Below are 21524 nucleotides of genomic sequence, written 5' to 3'. Positions count from 1 at the left end.
AGTGCGTGGAGAGGAGCAATGTGGCTTCCGTATTTGTGCAGGCCGACGATTTCTCCGGCGCCGCCGAGGTTGGCTACTGCTTTGTGCAGCACGGGCTGTCCGCGCAGGTCCTGCTCGGAACAAGCAACACTGAGGCAACGCACGACGGCGGCGCCTCCCCTGCGGGGCACGTCACGGACGTTGTGGTCACCGATACGCATTCGCGCGGACTTCCCGAAGTCGACGCCGGGGCGCTGGTGGCTGAGGCTTTCTCCGGTCCTGTAGCTGCTAACGCGCAGGTGGCGTTCAAGAAGATCGACTCGCTGTGGCGCGGGAACGTGCGCGCCGAAGTTGCCGCATTGACTGGCCTTGGCTACCACGCCGTTGTTGCCGGGGCACTCCCCCAGCTACAGCGCTCGGTGCGGGACGGCAAGCCGTTCGTGGCCGGGACTCCCCTGGCACAGACCGAACTGTGGCACGCGGAACTGTCCGCGCCGCCGGCCGATATTCCTTCCCTTCTCCGCCCGGAGGACCCGGCCTCGGTGCAGCTACTGGATCTGGCGGAGGTGCGGTCCGGAGCGCTTCCCGCGAAGCTCGCCGGGCTGCTGGAATCCGTGCAGCCCGCGCTGGTGGTGGCGGACGGCGAGACCGTGCAGGACCTGGAGCACGTGGTGGATGCCCTGCTGGAGCTCGACTTCAGCGCCGGCGGCCGCCGCGTGGTGCTGGTGGGTACCGGCGGGACGGCTGACGTGCTCGCGCAGCGGCTCGCTACTCAAGTTGCGCGAACTGCGCAACTTGGGGTACCGGCTGATGCAGCCACCACGGAACCGCAGGAGGGCACCCGGCCGGTGCTCGCCGTCGTCGGCTCCGCTTCCGGAACGGCGCACGCGCAACTGGCGCAGCTGGAAGCGCAGGGCTTCACGGTGGTCCGGCTGCACCCGTTGTATGCCGGTGCCACCGGGGCCTACCAACCGGAACTGGCCGAGGTCCGGCGGGCGCTGGCGGCCGGCAGCAATGTGGCCGTCACCCTGGCCGCCGGCACAGTGAACCCGGCAAAGGCCGCCGGCATCGTCCGGGCCCTGTCGGCCTTCGCCGCCGAGGCAGCCAAGGGAACGAACGCGGACCTGATCCTCACCGGCGGTGAGACGGCCCGGGAAGTCCTGGACGCCGTTGGCCTCCAACGGCTGGTGCCCCTCACGGCCGTGCAGCACGGGGCAGTGCTCAGCCGCGCCGAGGACGGAACGCTGGTGGGCACCAAACCCGGCAGCTTCGGCGACGACCTGGCCCTCCTACAGCTTTACGAGAAAATCCGGGAGCGCCGCGGCCCGTCCGCGCCGGCTCCCGCCACCACCCTTCCCAGCACGACTTCCGAAAGATCTGGAGTAGACATGACAACCGTAACGAGTAAGACCGAACAGAAGAGCCTCCCCTACGTGGCCGTCACCATGGGCGATGGCGCCGGGGTGGGGCCGGAGGTGGTGGTGGCCGCCGTGCTGGATCCGCAGAGCAACGCCGAGTGCCGGCCCGTGGTGATCGGCGACGCGCTGCGGCTGCGCCGGGCCGCGGACGTCCTGGGCATCGAGGCGGACATCCAGACCATCGAGAACGTTGAGGACGCGGTGTTCACGCCGGGCCGGGTGAACGTGATCGACCTGGCGCTGCTGCCAGAGGATCTGCCGTGGGGCAAGCTCTCCCCCGTGGCCGGCCATGCCGCGTACGAGTACATCCGGGTGGCCAGCGAGCTGGCGATGGCCGGGCGGGTGCAGGCCATCTGCACGGCGCCGCTGAACAAGGAGGCGCTGCACGCCGCCGGGCATATCTTCCCCGGGCACACCGAACTGCTGGCGCAGCTGACGGGCACGGAGGAAGTGTCCATGATGCTGTCCACGCCCAAGATCCGGGTGATCCACGTGACCACGCACATCGGGCTGATGGATGCCATCCGCAAGATCAACCCGGACCTGGTGGAGCGCACCATCCGCCGCGGGCATGAGGCCCTGGTCCGGGCAGGCATCCCGAACCCGAAGATCGGCGTCTGCGCCATCAACCCGCACGCCGGGGAGAACGGACTGTTCGGCCAGGGCGAGGAAGCGGAGAAGATCGAACCGGGCGTGAAGGCCGCGCAGGCCGCCGGAATCGACGTCACGGGCCCGCTGCCGGCGGACACGCTGTTCTTCCTGGCCGGCCGGGGCGATTACGACCTGGTGGTGGCCATGTACCACGACCAGGGGCACGGCCCGGTGAAGGTGCTGGGCATCGAGGCCGGTGTGAACATCACGGTGGGCCTGCCGGTGATCCGCACGTCTGTGGACCACGGCACCGCCTTTGACATTGCCGGTAAGGCGATCGCGGATCCGCGCAGCATGGTGGAGGCGCTGCACCAGGCGGCGGAAATGGCCACCCGGCCCAGCGTGGCCGTGTAGCAACAGCGTTTTGTTGGGGGCCGGAACTAGCATGGTAAGCACGCCCACGCGAAGGAGACCGGGAATGCTGAGCGCAAATGCCAGGCGCGAGGAGATCTACCACCTTGCCGTGACCACCGGCCTGGCGTCCGTGGAGGAATTGTCGGCCCGGTTCGAGGTGACGGCCTCCACCATCCGCCGCGACCTGGCGCTGCTGAACGGGCAGGGCCGGCTGGCCCGCACGTACGGCGGAGCCATGGCCCTGGGCGCGCACCCGGAGGCGTCGCTGCGGCAGCGCACCGGCGAGGCGTTTGAGCAGAAGCACGCGATCGCCCGCTGGGCGGCGTCCGTGATCCGGCCCGGGGAGAACATCCTGCTGGACGCCGGCTCCACCGTGGGTGCCCTTGCGCATGAGCTGCGGGGTTTCGAAAAGTTGTTCGTAACGACGCCGGGCATCAACACCATGCAGGAGCTGGCCGATTCGGAAGGCATCGAGGTGGACTGCCTGGGCGGCCGGCTGCGGAGCCTTTCGCAGAGTTTTGTGGGACCGCTGGCCGAGGCGGCCCTGGAGCGGATGAGTTTTGACCGCGTGTTCCTGGGCGCCGACGCCGTCACCGCCGAGGACGGCATCTGCGAGGCCGACCACGCCCAAACCCGGCTCAAGGAGCTTATGGCCCGGCGCGGCCGGGAGGTGTACGTGCTGGCGGACTCCTCCAAGCTCGGCCTGCGGCCTTTTCATGCGTGGGCGCGGCTGGCATTGCCATGGACCTTGGTGACGGACGACGGCGCGGACCCGGCCCAGGTGCAGAAGTTCCGGGATGTTGGGGTTCAGGTTGAGGTGGCTGCCATCGAGAGTGTGACTTAGAAATCTGGGGGTCGGTCATCAGCGACTTAGCTCGGGTCAGGAAGTCCGAATGTCACCGTACGAAGTTGCAGTCGAGAGCTGGATTAGCCTGGCTCTGTATGAGGCGGTAGGGTACTACCTTCCAGAGGCGCGATCACCTGCCAAATACCGTTTGAGGACCTGTCCGCCGCAGCATAGAGCGGAAGGGTTCATCGACTTCAAGTCACGTCCATAAAGAACTCGTCAATCGATAGGAATATGCTCTCATGTCGTGGCAAGTGGCCAAGCTCTACTCCTGCGACTGAGTCCTCTGCCTTTACTGCAACCCGCAGGTATCGAGCCCGGCGAGAGATCCATCCCTAAAGCTGCTGTCATGAACAGCTATTACAGTCCGGCACTTCTCCCATACTCCAGTTGATTACACTCACAATGTAAGTGGAAGCCGCATTTGCGGCTTCCGGTAATCTGTTGAGCTTGGGGCAGCTACATGAGTTTTGCACGAAACATCTGTTCAAAGATTAAAGAAAAAACATTGAGGCAGCTGAACAGTCTAAAGACAGTAATAGCACGCGAGAAATATCGCCCAATTTATTGGCTGGCTGGATCGGTTTTTCTCGGTCTCATATTAATTCTCCTATCCGCAGTCACTTCTGAAGTTTCCTGGCTCAGCGGTACGCTCTCGAGTGCGGGCGTAACATCGGCCTTTGCCGGGCTGATTTATCTCTTCACAAGCGCGCTTTCCGCAACCCAGAAGCGTATTGATCAGCGCGTATCTTTTGTTCAAAATGATGTAAATAACATTGAGAATGCACTTGAAGTGCAGCATGAAGAAGCACGCAATCAGCGGATGAACGAAGTCGGGACTCGAGTCCGGGAAGCAGCACTTGCTCCGTGGGAGGCACAGGATGCTCAGGTTCGGTTCCTCCATTCCAACGTCTCCTTTTCTTCGGTCAGAAGTGCTATCTCCATGGCATATGAGGAACGCCTCTTGAGTCACAAAGGACCGCGCGTGCCAATCTACGATACTGACCTTGTGGTTCGATTCGAGCTTCCAGACGACCCTGACACGATCAACTGTCACATTGAAGAAGAAACTGGCAAATGGCGCGCAACCCATTTTTGGTCCACAGGGGAAAGTGAAACTAGCATTCTAACCCGGATAAATAGAACCTGTATCGACATTTTAGGACACAATCAAGGCGTCTTCCCCGAAAAAATTTTTCCCGATCTCGCGGACTTGATTCTTTATTGTTCCCAAGCGCGTCGTGGAACAGTTGCTGGTGACCCCCGTGTAGTTCGGAACGTCATCCAATTCGCCTCGGGGTGGGTAGTCACTGACGACTCCATCTTTCCTAAGGAGAGGATCAGCTACGTCATTGAAGCCGACCAGATCCAAGAAAGCGGCTGGCCTGAACACATACACCGGAAAGGCTGGGACGACGCGGCGGGCATAGACTTGGCTCTTGCTGTCGCGAGGACGCTGATTGACCCGGCGAAGCAAGAGACTAAACGGTTCGTGCCAACCAACGTTGCTGCCCCCGTGCACGGCGGATAGCCTTTGTGTCTCCCGACAATTGCGCCCTCGGCCAAGTGAGAGCCCTGTGCCCCCGGCTGCAACGGCCCCAGCAACGCTTCCCGCGGTGTAATGCCGCGGGGGTCTGGCTTGGTCGCAAAAGGTCGTGGGCACGCCGGTCAGCGCCGTGTCGAAATGAGCACCGCCATGGCGGTCATCCAGTCGATCCGTTCCTGTTCTAGACGCACGTTGCCGCGTACCGCCAGCTGTTCCACTATGGCAAGCTCCTCCGGCAAAAGGTGCTGCATGAACCCAACGGCCGGTTTGGGCTCGTGTCCCCACAGGTCTTTGAACGCATCCAACGTGGCCACGTCCATCAACACCGTGACGACGGCAATGTTTTGGGCCCGCAAGCGGTTCAAAATGCCAAACCCGTGGCTGTCTAGATCGCCCCAGTAGACGACGCCATGGTCGCGGATCCACGGGATGCGGGCCAACCTGTCCACTGCGTAGCCGGAGCCATGGACCACCACAGCGCCCGGCAGAGGTGGCATGGCCAACACAGACTCCAGATTCTCAAACACGTAGACCACCTCGGGGCTCAGGTCCATAGCGGCCAACTCCGTGACCGGTGCAGCCAGATCCACCAATCCGCCCGGCGCCAGAGCGGGGTCGAGGAAACGCACGCGGACCAGGTCCGGTTTATCCGCCAGTCCCAACCCACTTCTACCGGTGGCTGCTTCATGCAGTCGCGTGACGAGGGACCTGTAGTTCTGGACCCATTTGGTGTCGACTCCGCGGATGGGCAATTGGCGGATGTACAGTCCGGACGCCGGATGCACTCTGAGCCATTCCAGTACGCCGGCGAGCCGGGTGAAGTCTTCGGGAGCCAAGGCGGCAAGTTCCACGGCGCTGCGGCCCACCGCGGTCGCAAACCGGCCCGTATGGGGCAGCGGCACCGAGTCGAGCAGTGCATTGGTCCTGGAGGATGCCCGTTGCCAGTGGGTGGTTTTACCGGCAAATGCAGCGACCGCCCCGGGGGTGTCGAGTTGCACACGGTCGGGAACCCTCTGCTGGCCCAGGCTGGCCCAGCGGCGTTCCGTCCACAACACGTCGGCGGCCCCTTCCCATGACTTGGCCCAGTCGACGGCGGCGGACACGGAGGCCAATGCCTGTGCTTCGGTGGGCGGATGCAAGGGGATGCCAAAGGGAAGCGACGCGTCGTCGCCTACGGACCACGAGCCAACGTGGCGGTTGTATTTCTTGAGCGCCTGCGCGGCCGCCCCGGCAGGTGTCACCGGCGTGGGGCTCAAAACAGCGCGCCCGTCTCCGCAGGATCTTCAGCATCCCGGGTTTCCAGCAGCCCTGTGCCGGCTGGCTGCTCCCGGCCCGGGACCTCGGCAGGCGGTGGCGCAGAGTCCGGACCGTCGCCGGCGTCCATGGACAGCGAGCCGATGCGGGAGTCCTGGAACTCCCGGCAGGTGACCACGGCCATGCCCCCAATGTAGTCCTCCAGCGTTTGCAGGAGTTTCAGCGGGGTGGCGAGCACCATGTGGAAACCGAATTCAGTGAAGACATCCATGGCGATGCGGGTGAAGTTGCTGTCCGCTTTATCGAACGCCTCGTCCATGATGACGGTTCCGTAGCGCGGCACGTCCTCGTCATCGCCGGCCAGCTGGTAGCGCAGGGCCGCGGCCAGGCAAAACGTGACAAGCTTTTGTCGCTGGCCGCCGGAGAGACCCGCGCTGGAATCGTATACATTGAGCTGCCTGCCGGCGGAGTCCACCTCCGTGGCGGTGAAGCGCACGTGCAGCCGGGTGTCCAGGCATTGGTTCCGCCAGGAGGTGTCGCTGGGTTCGCTCGAGGCGAGTTTCTCCATGATGCGCCGCATGACTTCGAACTTGGCTTCGGCATCGTCGCGGCTCTGGGCCACCCATGAGCCCGTACTGATGTCCTGCAGGTCGCTGAGGAACTTCCTGCCCAGCTCGCCCCGGTTCTCCTTGACGACGATCTTCAGGAACCGCCCGGCGTCGAAGGCAGACCGTTTGAGGGAGCCGTTGATGGGGGCCACCCTGTCGCGCACTTCCAAGGGCGCGCGGCGGATCTCATTGGCCAATGTGGCCACATTCTGCTGCGACTGGCGTTCCATGAGTTCGAAGAACCGGGTCTCAAAGTCCGGCAGGCGGTCCGCGACAAGCTGCTCCAACAGAGCAAGATATCCGCCACCATCCTCCACCTGGTCGGTCAAGTCCCCGACTTTGGCGGGCCAAAGACGCCGGAACTCTCCCGCCAGCGAGGCGAAGGCTGTTCGGGCGGTTGCGGCCTGGGACGTGGCCTGCTTTTCCTCCGCGCTCAACCCAGTGGCCACCGTCAGTGCGACTTCGTCGATCACCTCGTGGACGATGCTGCGGCGCTGCCTCAGGAACCGTTCCCGCAGACTGGCTGCAAGCTCCTCAGGCACGTCGACCGACGCGGCAACGCGCGGTTCAAGCCCTAACACGATGCGGTCCAATCCCGCCAGTTGTGTTCTGACTTCAGCCAGCGACTCCATGGCGGCCTGCTGGGCCTTCTGCGCAGCGGCCCAGCGCGCCCTGGCCTCCTTCGCGACAGCTTCGGCTGCTCGAAGGTTGCCACTCGCCGCGAGGGTCTCCGCCAGCCGTTCTTTGTGGCTCACCACCCGGGCGCGGGCCCGGCCAGCATCCAGTTGGTCCCAGCCTTGGGTTTCAGTCAGTGCCAGTGCCTCGGTGCGCAGGCGTTCGACCTCGCGCCGGTTCTCAGCGGCGTCGACCCTGTCGGCGAGTTGATCAGCCGTGGCTCGGGCAGCCTGGACGAGTGAACTCAGTAGCTCCAGTTTGTCGGCGTTGTCGAATCCGAGCACCCACGTTGAGCGGTCGTCCACCCGTGACCGATCGTCTTTTTCGTGTCGGGTGCGTGAGCGTTTGACCTGCCCGGCACGGGTGACGGCTTTCTCCGAACCGCCGAGTTCCGCGGGCGAATCGACGCATTCATAGTCATAGTTGCCTGACAGAACCGCGTGCAGCCAACCGGCCATAGGACCGTCGGCAACCTGGACCCGCGAGACCAAGGACCGCTCGGTCCGTGCGGGCCGCGGCGGCTCTGACCGGCTGGGGACGGACTCGAAGACGAGCCGCGCGCCCAGAAATAGCCCGTCGACGGCCTCGCGCACACGGTCAATGTGCTTCTCCGGGACGAGCATGACGGTGGCCAGCGGACGCAGCACCCGCTCGATGGCTCCGGTCCAGTCGGCGAATTCCTTCCGGACCTCTAACAGTTCACCGGCGAACGGAAAAGCCGACGCCGGCAGGCCTGCCGCTTCGGCTACTACGGACCTCGCTGTGACCAGCCTGTCGCCGAGATTGGACCGTCGGCCGCGCAGGGATTTGAGCTCCGTTTCGAGGTCGCGGACTTTCGCTTTGGCGGCACCGCGGGCCTCGTGAAGCTCATTGACGGTCTGTCTACTAGCCGCCCGGGCGGCCTCCAGGCCGCTGCGTTCGGTGCGGGCCGCGGCCCGAAGTTCCTCGTACTCTTCGAAGCTGGCGGGGAAGCTAATGCCTACCGCCTCCAACTTTGAGGCCAGCTCCGCGCGCCGGCGCAGGACATCGCGTTCGCGTTCCTGGGCCATGTCCACCTGCGTCTGTTGGTCACGCAGGGCCTGGCCGCCATGGCCGTCCACTTGTCGGCGGGCGGCCGAATGAGCCTCTTCCAGTTCCTCCGTAGTAGCGGTGGCCAAATCGACGTCATGCTGGGCGGTCAACGCGGCAGACTCGGCTGCCGCTTTGGCGTCCTTGGCCAGCTTGAGCTTCCATTCATCCCTAAAGTTGGTCAACGCCGCGGAAAGTGCGGCGGCCTCGGTGGCGCGGGCGCTGTTCAGCCCGAACGCGCGGGCCGGTTCCTCCATCCCCCGCAGATGTTCCACCTGCTCGCGCGCTTCCACCACCAGCCGGTGGGCCTCGGACAATTCGCCAAACTGCGCCACTGCGGTCGTGGCGATGTCGAACGTCTTTGGCCTGTCCAGCATGAATTGGCGGAATAGGTCATCAAGGCTGCCCAGCGACTTGGCCGATTGCGTCTTGTGTAACAGAAGCACGGCATTTTCGCCGGAGATGCCCATCAGGCGGCAGAAGCGGCTGGCAAAGGCCGAATGCTTGTCGGTGACGTACGCGGCTGGCCAGGTGCTCTTGATGCGCCGGGTCTCGATGCCGTTGCGAAGGTAATCGACAAAACCGGTGAGCGTCGCATCCTCCTGCAGGAGGATGCTCAATTCGCTGACGTCAGCAGGCGTGTTGGAGCCTCGGCGCAGGTGGTAAAGCTTGAGCAACAGCAACGGCTTAGCCCCTGTGTCGTCGTTGTAGCGCAGCAGGATGCCGCTAAACGTGGCGCCGGTGCGCAGATATTCCGCACGCACTTCGCCCGTTTCGTCATCTGCGCTGCGCCGCCACGCGCCGCGGATGTAGCTCACAAGCGTCCGGTCTTCTCCCCGGGCGGAGGTGTCCTGGGCGGCCGCGTTGAAGTGCAGCTTTCCGCGAGGCGTCAGCACGGCTGAGATGGCGTCGACCAGTGACGACTTTCCCGAGCCGGAGTGACCCGTCAGTAGGAAGCCCTTCCGTGCGATGTCCAGGCCGTGATGTCCTTGGAATGTCCCCCAGTTGAGCAACTCCACCCGTTCCAGCCGCCACTGACCGGTCCGGATGCCGGGCGCCGTGGCCGCCATCGTCATGCTCATTCTGTCTCCTCATCGGTGTCGGGCAGTTCTGCGGAGCCGGGCTCCACCTCCGCAGCCAGCCGCCGGTACTCCGCCTGCACGGCTGCAATCTCCTCCGCACCAAAGACGAGCCTCAAGACGGGCGAGACCTCGAAACGGCCCTCCGTGCTGGTTGCAGCCAACAGCCCGTATTTGACCATTTTTTGCCAGGACGAGTTGATTCGTTTGGAGAATCCCGCGATGTCGGCGTTGTCTTTCCCCCGGTAAACCTGCAGCTGATCGGCCACCTCGTCCACCCCGACGATGGTTTTCCGACCGCCGCTTTCCTGCAGTAGCGTCTGCCGCAGGTGGAGCAGCAGCGCCGTGTCCAGGAACGTCAGCGTGGCAGTGCGCATGACCTTTGGCGCGTCAACGTCCGCGGAGGTGTTGCGGACGAAGGCGACCTGTGCGGCGTGATCGGTGACAAGGTCCAAGAACAGGTCGGCCAAGCTGGACCGGACGGCGTCCTCGTCGGACAAGAGCGCCGTCCAGAGGTTCCCGTGCCGGGAAGCGGAGAGATAGGGGCCCCGCAGAAGCTGGACGAGGACGCGGCGGGAGGGCTCGCGCAGGGTGCCGCTGTCGCCATCCCACAGCACGACGTCGGACACCGACTCCTCGCCTCCGGCCGGTCCGGGTACGCCTGATTCGCTCACAGGTGGATCCTTTCGGTGAAGAGGTAGCGGCCAACGGTGCCGCGGCGCGTGGTGCCGGAGCCGTTCGGGGAGGGTGCCGGAGGCTGCCAGGTGACGTCTTCACGGCCGCTCAGCGCGGTGGCGTGCTCTTCGGCGAGCACTAGGAGTCCGACGACGCTTGCCACACCTTGGGTGGCCGGACGATCAGCCAAAACGTCGGCAATGGTTGCAGCGCTTTGCCGACTCAGCACGGCATTTATATTCCCGGTCAATTCGAACATGTCGATCTCGGAGGCGCGGGCCAAAGCCCGGAGTTCCTCAATGTCCACTGTCTCGGCGTCATGCTCGATGATCTCGCCAGCGGCTTCGAAGTCGGCCGGATTGTGCAGGTTTAAAGCGGCCACTGAATTGAGCGGAACACTGGTCAGGTCCAGCGACAATTCAGTCTTGGCATAGGGCTTCACCGCTTGCGAGGTCTCTAAAGCTTGCCGCAATGCAGAACGCAGCCGCTGGTTGATCAGCCGGTCCTGTTCGAGCTCCTGGGACTGGACAAAGCGGCGCAGGCTGCGGCTGAACGCAGTCATGACGGCATGGATTTCGGAGCTACGGTCCTGAAGCGTGGGCAGAATCCGGCGCAGGGTCCTCACTTGCGTCGCGGAGAGCCGGGATGTGAACTCCCTATCCATGATGGTGTCGATGCTGTCCTCGAAATCACGCCCCTGTTCCGGGTCAAGCAGTAAAGCGTAGAAGCCGGAAAAGCTCCGTCCAGCCTCTGACGCGGCCAAGAGATCAACACCGCGGAAGATGTCATCCAGGACGCTGCCGCGCGGCCCATCCTGTTCGATCAGCCGTTCCCGCAGGTCCCTGTTGAGTTGCTCAAGCTCGGACCGGACCCGGGCAAAATCACTGGGAATTTCTTCAATGAGCGACAGTACGTCGCGCAGCCGTTCAGCGGCCTGCTCTGCGGACAGCACGTCGACGTCCCCGCCGGCGGCACGCTCGATCTGGGCATCGATGCGGGCGCGTTCCTCATGCAGTGCCCGCAGCCGCGACGTACTGTCCGGGTCTGTCTCGCGGGCCAGCACGCGCACCCTGTCCAGGATGGTGGCAAGACGCGATTCGGTCACGGCCTGTCGTGGCTCAGACAACTCGGTGACAAAGCGAATGGCCTGCAGGGAACCGAGCGATAACTCAAAGGTCTCCTCGCGGGATCCCTCTGCCGTGCGACGGATCAGGATGCCGTCATTACGCCATGCCGTGCAATATGCCTGAGCCGTCTGCGGCAGGTCGAAGCCATTGCCCCGCAGCTCCTCCAGGTCTTCCTCAACCTGCTCAAAGAGCGCCGGTGCCGCCAACCGCCGTTGCTCGCCGCCCAGATGCTTGCTCAGCACAGCCACAGCGATGGCTGCGTTGTTTGCACGGAGCAGACGCCACGCAGGGTCCTCGCTCAGCAGGCGGGAGGCCGTGAGTGCGGCGCGGAGAACAGTCATGGGTCTCACACTAGCCAATGGCGCTGACAATGATTCCCTGTCAGATAAGCCCGAAGTCGTCAAGGGCAAGCGCCATCGCCTCCCCTGTTGCTGCCGGCCAACCGAGTGATACAGCAGCAAGCTTGTAAGGGGTTGGTTTAACCATTGCGGGACAATCCGTGGAGGAACTCTCCGCCCGGTTCGAGGTGGGCGGCGTCCGTGATCGCACCCGGCTGGAACATCCTGCTCCAACGTGGGTGCACTGGCCCAAGAACTGCGCCAGTTACATCTAGGGAACTCCGGTGGCTGCGACTTGACACAGTCGTTTCAACACACCGGGACCGACTGGAAGAATAATTCGCCTCATCCGGTCCTCCCGGGCTGCGCGTACCGCCGTCCTTTGTAGGGTCTGAATTTTGGGGGCCACTACGGCGTCCTGCTCAATAATTTGAAGCAGCCGATTGCGCCGAAGCCTGAACCAACCCGTCGATCAGCATCACCTAACTAGATGCGCCGCCCTCAAAGGTAACCTCGTATCCGAGCGACCCGAACAGACCAGTCAGCATGCTCTTGGTATTTTCACCTGCTCGCTGCCGCAGCTCGGACTTCTCCGCAGCGTCAGCCATATCCGATTCGGCGAGGAGATAGAGCTCCGACTGCTGAGGCGCCGTGAACGCATCTACGACTCGGTCAGCGATGCCACGGTCCTGGCTGTACACATAGGACCGGTCGTGGTCGATATTGGGCTTGTCGAGCTGCGGCTCGGGCAGCCGCAGCGTCACCGATTTGCCGTCCGCTGACAGAGTAAGGTCCTCTTCGGCGAGACCTGCAAGGTCGACATAGGCATTGACGGTCCCAGCGGCCACAAAGAGCGTCCGTCGTCCTGCTATGAAATCGGGAAGCCCCCCGGTGCTTTCTTTCTCGTCCAACAAAAGCTCAAAATTACCGACCGCAGCGTGGTACTGGCTGACATTCTTGACGGACTTCAGAAGAACGGTTTGGTTCCGCTCGCTCTTGCTCGAAAACGGTCCGAACCCAAGCATGCTCGCTACCAGCAGTGCAGCCAGAAGCACCGCCACGGCAGATGCAACGAGCGCGACGGGCTTGAATGATTTGGCTTCGGACATTGGACCCCTTTTGCCTTGAAACGGCGGAGGTTCCGTTCCTGGTGGTTGCTTCCAGAATTACTGTCTGGCTGATTCAGGATCAGTGTAGCGGGACTCGCCCGACGGTTAGGGTGGCGACACTTTCAGAAATTCTGATCTCTATGTGGGACGATAACGACCGGTGACAATTGGGCAAGGATCACGTTCTTGGCTCCCCCAGGCGCCGTCGCTAGCACCGCCCGAGGCGGCTTCACTTTCTGGAGGGGACAAAAGTGACTACTGACAGCAAGGCACTCGTGCCGGTTTGGACACTGGCTACAGAGGCAGTCAGCGTTTCTGACGTTTTGGGCACTGAAGGTCTAACGTCGGCCCGCCTCGCAGAATTGAGAACGGTTTTGGCAGCACTTGCGGATTCTCCCATCGCAACACTCGAAATGCATGCCATGCCGCAGACCCGTGATCGCAAGGGCGGCCTGCCGCTTGATGTTGCAAGTCCACTCGCAAAGCAATTGGCGCAGCTCGTAACCCAAACAGCAAAATCCGCTCCCCCACAACTGAACGTAGCTGAAACCGGAGAAGTGCTGTATCGGATAGTGGTACCCGCCAAGCTTGCAGCGCAGGTGGGCAAGGGACTTGTTCGGCCTATGGCAGCCCGAGGACCTTCAGGAGCTGTTTACGGCGCCTTGGTGAACTCGACCGGGATAGTTGGGCAGGCCAAGCTCGTACCCGTCGTTGGTGGAGCCGCAGCTGCGGGCACTGCCGGCGCTGCAACTGGTTCGGCAGCGACGGCTGGCGTTGCGGTAGCCAGCGCTGGAGCTCTGACGGTGGCAGCGCCACTCGTCCTGATGGCCGTGGCCGTCAGTGTCAGCGCATACGCCGAGCACCAGCGCCAGGAAGCAATTGAGCGGATCACTGACCTCTTGGAGCAGTTGCACGAGGACAACCTCGATAAAGAACGCAACGAGTTGGACGGTTGCCGTGAGGCGATCGACAAGGCGACGTCGATCCTCCTTGACCAGGGCCGGATTGGCCTTTCGCTGGGTCTGGATTCCTCCGTGCACGGCATCAATACCGCTATCGCGGCCGCCCGGCGGCGGCTGAAGAAGTGGGAAGCGGCACTGGATGCGTTGTCCGACGGCGCAGTCGAGGTAAGCGAATTGAAAAAGCCGTTTCCCGGCATTACCGAGGAAGGCGGAACTTTCCGGGCGCACCTGGAGATTGCACGGTTGGCCATCGCCCTCAAACGGCGAGTGCTCGTGCTTCAGGCAGTCGAGCACGCCCAGCAGGACACCGGCAACTCCTTCAAGAGTTTCATCGGGACGCTCCACGACGACGGGCGCAGCACCGACGAGTTGGAGTCAGGTATCAACCAGGTGCTCCTTCGACTGTCTTCGCTCCAGGTGAAGCGCGACGGCGGTTTCCGCCTTCCCGCGTTTACAGCCGGCGAGGTGGACCAACTGCTACAGGCCTCGTACCGACTTCGCGCTCTGGGAGACGGTCTCCAGGTATCTGGCCACCGGGATGACGTTGCAATTGAAATTGAACGGAAGCGTGACGGATCCCTCGTCGTATTCCCTGGAGTCGCAGCCTAATCAACTCGGCTGGGCAAAGCGCTTTCTATTACCTGACGCATGCTCAGCTCGCTAAGACAACCCGCCTACGATTTTACGGAGCAACCATGGCCGGAAAAGCAGACAAAGCCACTGCGGTTATGAAGGACGGCGGACAAAAGGCAAAAAGTGCCGCCGCAAAGCTTTACGCTCTCGCTAAAGACCCCGAAATTCAGGCGAAGGCGGGGAAATTGCTTGAGGACGGCAAGAAGTTGTACCGGGCAGCAACAAGCCCCGAAGCCAAAGAGGCCTACCGGCAAGCAGCGGAAGTAATAAGCAAGATGCGGAAAAAATAGCCGGGGCTGAAGTCCCGCCAGCTAACCAAGACGGCGTTGATCCCGCCCATCCCGCGAAGTACTTGTGTTTTATAGCTACTTCGACAAGACCCGCGCGATCGTGTGCCCCGAAATCACGAGTCACTCCACGAGTGCATAGGGCCGGCTGAGACCACGCAGCAGGGCCTCCGCCGTTACCGCGCGGCGTAGTGCGGATGGAAGGAAGTCAGAGCCTCATCTAGGATTGAAACGATGTGGCCAGCCGCACAGTGTCGCCGCGCAGTTCAAGATGTCCGGTGTCGACTCCATGCTGCAGCCCCTCATTCAGGCGGGCCGTGATGCCAGCAGTCCGGCGCTTCCCGCCGAACGTCTGAATCGTTTCCCGATGCAGCTCACTCACTCCGATGCCGCCTGTCGCACTCACGATATCCACCATCGCATTCCGTAGTTCCACGACGCTGATGTGCTCCGGCTTACGAACTATGTCGGTGTCATTGGACCGGAAGATGTTCCAAGCGCGTCTGTCCACCGTGGCATCCCAAACAAATCCATCGTCATCAATAACGTGTGTCGACGGTTCGACCAGACGAAGCACGGAGTCCGCGCGGGGACCGTTGACCTTATTGAGTCCGAATGCAGCACAGACCAGCCTTGCCAGTCGGTCTTGATGAATTGGCCCCTCAGCCGCGACAACAACCTCAATGGCACCTCGGACGGCCGCGATCGAACGTCGTGAGTGCAGGCTGTCAAGAACGTCTGTGGTTCCGAACGCCTGCACTGTCCACGGCTGGTAGGTAGCAACTTCTGAGGTAGCAGGCACCGACGACGACGACGGCGCGGCTGCCTTCCGAAGCTCCGCAAAAAGCGGCAGGGTTCCGATCGGGTCAGTGACAATTCCAGCGGGCTCCTCAATAGCCTCACCACCAGCAAATCCGGGAAGGCTAACACCGCGCGGAGCTGGCTTAGCGACAGCCTCTTCCGCAACGTCACCGGCGGCTTCCCGCAGGGACAGTTCCAGCCGATCGAGTACGGCCTCGCTGTCGACCAGCCACGCCGGCAACCATACCCGCTCCACAGAAGGCCACCGCATCATCCGCGTCAGGACATCCCGGGGCAGCCCGTCCCGGTCGCCCGCGGTCCGGCGTGCGGCCCAGGCCGGACCGTCCAGCAGGACGGCCATCAGCTGGCGGGACGGGTCTTCGGGCAATGCAACGCTCAGGTCCACCTTGAAATCGGACAAACCCACATCTGAAGAAACCACGAACCCGCGGTCTCGCAGCGCGTCGGCTATCTCTTCCCGGTGCAGGTCGACGCTGGCGGCGCGGCGCCCATCGTAAGGCAGGGCAGCGGTCCCCTGCTCTGCCAGATCAAGGTACGACCGCAGGTGCTTGATGCCCACGGAGCTGGTTTCCTCGGAGCGCAGGTCGCCCGGGTTGAAGCTGGAGAAGACTATAACCTGCCGGCGTGCACGGGTGACGGCAACGTTGAGCCGCCGTTCCCCACCGGACCGGTTCAGGGGGCCAAAGTTCAGCGGCAGGTAGCCCTTGTCATTCTTGCTGAACCCGGTGGAGAACAGGATGACGTCCCGCTCATCACCCTGGACGTTCTCAAGGTTTTTGACGAACAGCCCTTCTGAGTCGTCGTCAAGAGCGCCGACGATGCGCGGCTCCTCCGTGTCGCGCAGCAGACCTTCGATCAGTGCGCGTTGCTGCAGGTTGAACGTCACCACACCGATGGAGGGAGTGCCCGCGGGATCAGCATCAAACCTGCGGCGGATCTCGGCCACAACCGCAGCAGCCTCCACAGGATTGGTACGAAGGACCTTGGATGGTCCCGAACGGTGAAACTGGCCGTCGACCCGGACAAAGTTCACGCCGTGTCCGCGGACACCGGCATTCGCAGCGCCGTGGGACGGGCCCGGGAACGAGGAAAGCTTGCTGTCGTAGTACTGCTGGTTACTGAAAGCAATCAGCGATTCGTCCTGGCTCCGGTAGTGCCAGGACAGCCACTGCCGCGGCACCCGCGCTTCTACGCACTCGGAAAGTATCGACTCCATATCCTCCACCACTGAGATCTCGGCGTCACCGTCGGTGCCGGCGTCAGAGGAAATCTCCGCGAACGACGTGGGCGGCATCTGTTTGCTGTCACCCACCACCACTACGGACGCACCGCGGCCCATGGCACCCACTGCGTCGGCTACCCGGATCTGTGAGGCTTCATCAAACACCACGATGTCGAACAGACCGGCCTTGGCAGGGAAGAACCGCGCCACCGAATCCGGGCTGACCAGTGTGCAAGGCATGATCCCCGTGATGAGGTCTGCGTAGTGTTCCATCAGTTTCCGGACGGACAAGCCGCCCCGTTGCCTGGTCAGTTGCCGTTGCAGCTCGCCCATGCGCCCCGAGGTCGACGACGACGAGACCGTCCGGGAGCGCAGAACCCCGGCGGCAAGGTTGGTCTTGAGGAGCTCGCGTACCGTTTCGGCGCGCGTGGTGAACCGTTCGATGGTGCGCTCGTGCGCTGCGCCATCAAAGTCCCCCAAACCCGTGGCGATGCGGCGCTCGGCCAGCGACCCTTCAGCCAAGCCGCGTTCAAAGGCTGCTGCTGCGTCATCTGCTTCCAGCTCGCCGTCGAGGATGGCAATACGGGCGTCCACCAGTCCCGCGGTACGCAGCGGTTCGACATGACGAATCAGCTCAAGCCACCGCGTCAGCGGTACCGACCCCGCCGCGTCCAGTCGCCGCGGCACGGACGTTTCCCACCACCGGGCTAGGAAACCTCGCTCACCGGTCCACGCACGCAGGTCATCGCTACCCACACCTTGGATCTTCAGGAATTCTTCCCAAGCAGTGGAAAGTTCCCGCAGCCAGCCGACAACGTTCTGGTGGACGTCGGGGGCATCCTGAAGGAAAGCACGAAGCTCGTTCTGGAAACTCGCGGCGTCAGGCTCCGGGGACGGCTGCACGGACTGCGCCGCCCAGCGAAGCCAGGAAATGCGGTGTCTCAGATCGGCTTGTGCGTCCGGCGTCAGCGGGTTCCATTGCTGATCCGCAGGAAGCCCAGGCAAAGAGCCCCGCGTTGCCCGCAGGCCGGAGACCTCCTGCTGGACGGCCACCACTTTCTCCAGCAGCGACACAAGCTCCTTGTGGCGGATTTCAGCTCCAGATACAAGCACAGGAGACAGTTCGGCGGCCACTGCCAGCAGCCGCTTCTTGCGTCCCCAAAACCCGGATGCTGCGGCCTGCTGCGCACGGCCGAGGATTTCTGGCAGAGGAAGATCCATAGCCCCCGGCGCTACGTGCTCAAGGCCCGGATGCTGAACGGACGCAAAGGCCGTAACCAGCTTCTCCAGCTGTTCAGCGTTAACCGACCAGTCCCCGGAGCGGACCACATCCAGCGTTCCCAGTGGGACGTTCCGGTCCTGCAGCAGAGTAGCGAGAGTTCCGACGTCGGCGGGCGTTTGCGCTGCGTCCAGAACCGACGAAACCCCAGGCGTTGGCCGCAAGGCGTTCAGCGCCTCATTAAGGCGGCGACCCACAGCCAGCAGCTGCTGCTCCTGCTGGTCGCCCGCCGCAACAGAGACGAAACGCCATGGGTGGTCAGGCCCAGGACGGACGGGGTCGGTGAACTCCGGAAGTTCCCGGAACACCTGCCGAATCGAGTTCAGGGTGGAGTCATTCAAGGACGCTGTCAGTTCCGGGCTGAGCGGAACTGTCGCATGATCAGGTTCATAGGTCAGCGCCTTGGTCCGCGCGCTGTAGAGGGACAGCTGCGCGCCATTCTCCTCATGGACGTTGTTGGCGTACCGGACCAGTCCGCGGCGGGCTGAAGCAAGATCGGTGGAGGCAGTCTCGAGCTGCTGCTTGTTCGCAGACAGGCGGAGCTCCAGGGCATGTTTGATCTGTGCCCGAACCACCGCAGGCTTGCTGCCCTTGTCGTGCAGGTCAAGGGAGAACGGTCCCATCCCGACGTCGTCGAGCCGCCTCTGGACAACATCCAGTGCTGCCCGCTTCTCCGCAACGAACAGGACCCTTTTGCCGTCAGCAATGGCGCGGGTCAGGAGGTTGGTGATGGTCTGTGACTTCCCGGTGCCCGGAGGGCCTTCCAGGACGAACGTCTGGCCGGCGACTGCTGACGCGACTGCCTCCAGCTGCGACGAGTCCGCTGGTATTGGACATTGCGCCGCAAGGGCGTCCAGGTCGACGTCGGGTGTGACGGGAACATTGTCTGAGTACAGTTCCGTGGGGGTGCTGATGAGGTGTTTGACCAGGCTGTTGGCGGTGAATTCCTTCCAGTTCTCGTCAAGGTCCTTCCACAGGCGGAATTTGGCGAACTGCAACATGGACAGGTCCACGGTGTTTTCAACGCGGAAAGCCAGGCCCTTGGCCGAAACGGCGGCCCGCACAGCAGCGAACGCGGCGTCCAGATCGATTCCGGATCCATCTTCCTCCGGCTCCGCGAGGCCCGGAATGCGCAGGTCATGGGACTGCGCCAGCTTCTCGAGGAGGCAATAGTTCGGCGTGGACTGGCCGGTCTCATCGAGTGTGACGCGGTACAGACCGTTTTTCCCTGCAGAAGTCAGCTTCACCGGGACCAGAACCAGCGGGGACCGAAGCGCCCGGCCGTCCAGCTCCCACATCAGGCTGCCAATGGCCAGGTAGAGGTTGTTGGCTCCCGTTTCCTCCAGCTGGGTCTTCGCCTTGTAGGCGAGCCCGCGCATCTTAGCGTTGTAGCCGTCTTCGCTGACCTCGGCGAACACGGCCTTTTTGGAGCTGAGCAGCTCCGCGAGTTCGTCTTGGGGCAGGTCCCTGCCGAAGCGGACGCCGCGCTCCTGGTGGATGGCACTGATCTGGTTGGACGGAAGCAGGCTGACGGACGTGCCCTTGCTGATGAGGTCCTCGAAGGCGCCCATCCATGCGGTAGGCACTGCGAGTGGGAACCGCGCGGTGTCAGTGAAGTTGATGAGCCTGTTCCGCAGGCTCAGGTCCAGCAGGGCATTCTTCCATTGGACCACCCGCGGTGGAACATCGGATGTGGTCCTGACCGCTCCCCCGCTTGAGGCTGCTTTCTTCGGCAGCGCCGGCACAGTCTTGGTTTCCGGGACGTAGTTGACCACCGCGTAGGTTCCGGCGTCGGACGTGGTCCGGGCCGGTAGCGGGTAGATGCCATCGAGGCGGGCGCGCCTGATGTCAGTCACCGCGTTGATCTCGTCATTGCCGCTTTCCACATAACGGTTCAGCGGGCTGCTGCGGAGTGCGGCCGCCGAGATCGGCTGACTGCCGGTGAGGAGCGTGGTCTCCACGAGGCCGATGAAGCCCCGCTGTACAAGGCTGACCAGCTCGGACACGTCGTCGGAGGCCGCAGTGCTGAGGCTGCCTTCCTCGCGCCAGTAGCCGAGGAATGCGTGGCCGTCCACCAGCCAGAGCAGAGGCCTGATTCCGCAGAATTCCAAAGCGGCGGCCAGGACCAGCGTGGTGTCCAGGCACGTGCCCAAACGGTCGTCAAGGACCTGCGCCGGCGTCCGTACCTGCTGTCCTTCCAGTCCCCAGCTGGCGGGTGGCATGCTGTAGCGGATGTCACGGGCGCTCATGGCCTGCGCAATGGCGAACACGATCTGATCAACCCGGTCCCCGTCTTCTAGGTACCCGTCGAAGCTGCCGCTGCCCGTTGTTTGCACGAGGATGTCGGCGGCCTCGGACATGAGCTTGGCAATGCTGGGATGGTGCGGTTGCACATACGCGGCCAGGAACTCGTAGGAGACGAGTCCCCGTCCGGCGATCCACAACTGGGCGGGCAGGAGCGTCAGGTCCGCTTCTGCGCGGCCCAGCTCCGCCACGGCGGCATCGGCGCCCGCCGAATGGACGGTCACCAGCACCTTTCCCATCTGGCGGTCAGCCAGTTCATACATGGTGGTGGCCTGAACCGGGACATTGAGGTCATCGAGCGTGATGGTTTGGCCTGCGGCAAGGTCCACATACTGCTGGAAGTCGCCGGAGATCCGGCCTGTCTGCGCGGAGGCCTCCACCTGGACCACTGCACCGCGGATTTCCGCGCCATTGTTGGTGATCTTGACCTGCCTGACGAAGCGGAAGCCGTTGTGCGCCATAGCGTAGCTCAGTGAATCTGCAGTGGTCACCTCAACCACAACGTGGGCAGCGGATATAGCCGGTCCATGGACCGCGGGCTCACCCGGAAAGCTTTCCTCCGGGTGGTCGGTCTGCGCGACGGCGGCCGGCAGAGCCTGGTCATCTTCCGGTTGTTCCGGGTTCGGAGAGGACCGGTTCTGGTACTCGGTGAGAAGCGCAACCAACTCGCTGTGAGTCTGGTCCAGCTCGATCACTTTGGCCAGCCGACCTGCGGTGTCCAGGGCACGGAAGGTGTCGGCGTCGTCGAAGGACTCGTTGTGTGCCCAAAGGTTGCGTGCCTGGCGCAGTTCGGAAGTGTGGCTGCGTGCGTCATGCGGGAGGTTAAAGGGGTAGCCAAGTGAGCCCATGGATTCAGTCATAATGCGCAGCTGCAGGCTGAGATCCGTGGGTGCGTAGGATTGCGCAGCGCGGCCAGCGTTCTCGTCCTTGTGCTGAATGATCTTGGTCCATGCCACGCCGGGGGCTACCTCAGAGAGCACTGCTGCGATGTAGGGCTCAAGGCCAACCGCCAAGGCCTCAAGGGCCCGGCCCACATACTCGCGGTTGGACAGACTCATCAAATTCCCCCATCTACGGCACCGGCATCAGTACCGTCATTCAATCAATGCAACCAATCATGGCATCCGGCACTGACAATCCTGCGTGTCTGCTGGTTCTGGCGCCGCTCAGCGGTCCGGAAAACCGGTAAGTTACGGCCCAGACCAATTGAACCCGTCGTTTGCGGCCCTTTCGGCCCTCCCGACGCTACGGACACGGAGAAATAGCCGTCCGGCCGACGCAGCGAGC

The 21524-nt window shown here is 63.1% G+C and carries 11 protein-coding genes; 5 read left to right on the top strand and 6 right to left on the bottom strand.

Going from position 1 to position 21524, the window contains the following annotated elements; translation table 11 throughout:
• Nucleotides 1–20 precede the first annotated feature (20 nt).
• From pdxA to ACSQ12_RS05375, 3 genes are all read left to right on the top strand, one after another.
• Nucleotides 21–2402, top strand: a complete 2382-nt coding sequence (gene pdxA, locus ACSQ12_RS05385; protein WP_436064629.1) for a 4-hydroxythreonine-4-phosphate dehydrogenase PdxA — start codon at nt 21–23, stop codon at nt 2400–2402.
• A 64-nt stretch (nt 2403–2466) separates the two neighbouring features.
• Entirely contained in the window at nt 2467–3246 is a 780-nt protein-coding gene (locus tag ACSQ12_RS05380; RefSeq protein ID WP_436064628.1) for a DeoR/GlpR family DNA-binding transcription regulator, read from the top strand.
• Between the two features lie 466 nt (nt 3247–3712).
• Nucleotides 3713–4780, top strand: a complete 1068-nt coding sequence (locus ACSQ12_RS05375; protein WP_436064627.1) for a hypothetical protein — start codon at nt 3713–3715, stop codon at nt 4778–4780.
• A gap of 137 nt (nt 4781–4917) precedes the next feature.
• Here the strand turns inward: ACSQ12_RS05375 and ACSQ12_RS05370 are convergent, their stop codons facing one another.
• The 5 genes from ACSQ12_RS05370 to ACSQ12_RS05350 form a co-directional block, all read right to left on the bottom strand.
• Nucleotides 4918–6051 carry a Wadjet anti-phage system protein JetD domain-containing protein gene (locus ACSQ12_RS05370; protein WP_436064626.1) on the bottom strand — a complete coding sequence of 378 codons (1134 nt, stop codon included), beginning with the start codon at nt 6049–6051 and terminating at the stop codon, nt 4918–4920.
• A complete protein-coding gene (locus ACSQ12_RS05365) occupies nt 6048–9482 on the bottom strand; it encodes an ATP-binding protein (RefSeq protein WP_436064625.1) in 3435 nt (1144 codons plus the stop codon). Before ACSQ12_RS05365 ends, ACSQ12_RS05370 begins: the two co-directional genes overlap by 4 nt.
• Complete coding sequence (locus ACSQ12_RS05360; protein ID WP_436064624.1) at nt 9479–10153, bottom strand: DUF4194 domain-containing protein; 675 nt, start codon at nt 10151–10153, stop codon at nt 9479–9481. Before ACSQ12_RS05360 ends, ACSQ12_RS05365 begins: the two co-directional genes overlap by 4 nt.
• Complete coding sequence (locus ACSQ12_RS05355; protein ID WP_436064623.1) at nt 10150–11622, bottom strand: DUF3375 domain-containing protein; 1473 nt, start codon at nt 11620–11622, stop codon at nt 10150–10152. The genes ACSQ12_RS05360 and ACSQ12_RS05355 overlap by 4 nt, the downstream gene beginning before the upstream one ends.
• Nucleotides 11623–12101: 479 nt before the next feature.
• A complete protein-coding gene (locus tag ACSQ12_RS05350; RefSeq protein ID WP_436064622.1) occupies nt 12102–12728 on the bottom strand; it encodes a DUF4230 domain-containing protein in 627 nt (208 codons plus the stop codon).
• 251 nt (nt 12729–12979) lie between these two features.
• On the opposite strand from ACSQ12_RS05350, the gene ACSQ12_RS05345 reads away from it, so the two are divergent.
• Together ACSQ12_RS05345 and ACSQ12_RS05340 are read left to right on the top strand one after the other, a co-directional pair.
• Nucleotides 12980–14299: a hypothetical protein gene (locus ACSQ12_RS05345; RefSeq protein WP_436064621.1), complete on the top strand. Its 1320-nt coding sequence runs from the start codon at nt 12980–12982 to the stop codon at nt 14297–14299.
• A gap of 86 nt (nt 14300–14385) precedes the next feature.
• Complete coding sequence (locus ACSQ12_RS05340; RefSeq protein WP_436064620.1) at nt 14386–14613, top strand: hypothetical protein; 228 nt, start codon at nt 14386–14388, stop codon at nt 14611–14613.
• Nucleotides 14614–14830: 217 nt separating this feature from the next.
• Here the strand turns inward: ACSQ12_RS05340 and ACSQ12_RS05335 are convergent, their stop codons facing one another.
• Nucleotides 14831–21295, bottom strand: a complete 6465-nt coding sequence (locus tag ACSQ12_RS05335; RefSeq protein ID WP_436064619.1) for a DUF3320 domain-containing protein — start codon at nt 21293–21295, stop codon at nt 14831–14833.
• Nucleotides 21296–21524 lie beyond the last annotated feature (229 nt).

This window comes from Arthrobacter sp. LjRoot14, from assembly GCF_964253905.1.
Lineage (GTDB): Bacteria > Actinomycetota > Actinomycetes > Actinomycetales > Micrococcaceae > Arthrobacter.
Note: the sequence above shows the minus strand (reverse complement) of the source record. Positions and strands in the feature narration are given on the sequence as shown.

What these genes read in the sequence shown, in the direction of transcription:
- ACSQ12_RS05375 (WP_436064627.1), top strand. Translation starts at nt 3,713, where the DNA reads ATGAGTTTTGCACGAAACATCTGTTCAAAGATTAAAGAAAAAACATTG.
- ACSQ12_RS05350 (WP_436064622.1), bottom strand. Translation starts at nt 12,728, where the DNA reads ATGTCCGAAGCCAAATCATTCAAGCCCGTCGCGCTCGTTGCATCTGCC.
- ACSQ12_RS05365 (WP_436064625.1), bottom strand. Translation starts at nt 9,482, where the DNA reads ATGAGCATGACGATGGCGGCCACGGCGCCCGGCATCCGGACCGGTCAG.
- ACSQ12_RS05335 (WP_436064619.1), bottom strand. Translation starts at nt 21,295, where the DNA reads ATGAGTCTGTCCAACCGCGAGTATGTGGGCCGGGCCCTTGAGGCCTTG.
- ACSQ12_RS05340 (WP_436064620.1), top strand. Translation starts at nt 14,386, where the DNA reads ATGGCCGGAAAAGCAGACAAAGCCACTGCGGTTATGAAGGACGGCGGA.
- ACSQ12_RS05355 (WP_436064623.1), bottom strand. Translation starts at nt 11,622, where the DNA reads ATGACTGTTCTCCGCGCCGCACTCACGGCCTCCCGCCTGCTGAGCGAG.
- ACSQ12_RS05380 (WP_436064628.1), top strand. Translation starts at nt 2,467, where the DNA reads ATGCTGAGCGCAAATGCCAGGCGCGAGGAGATCTACCACCTTGCCGTG.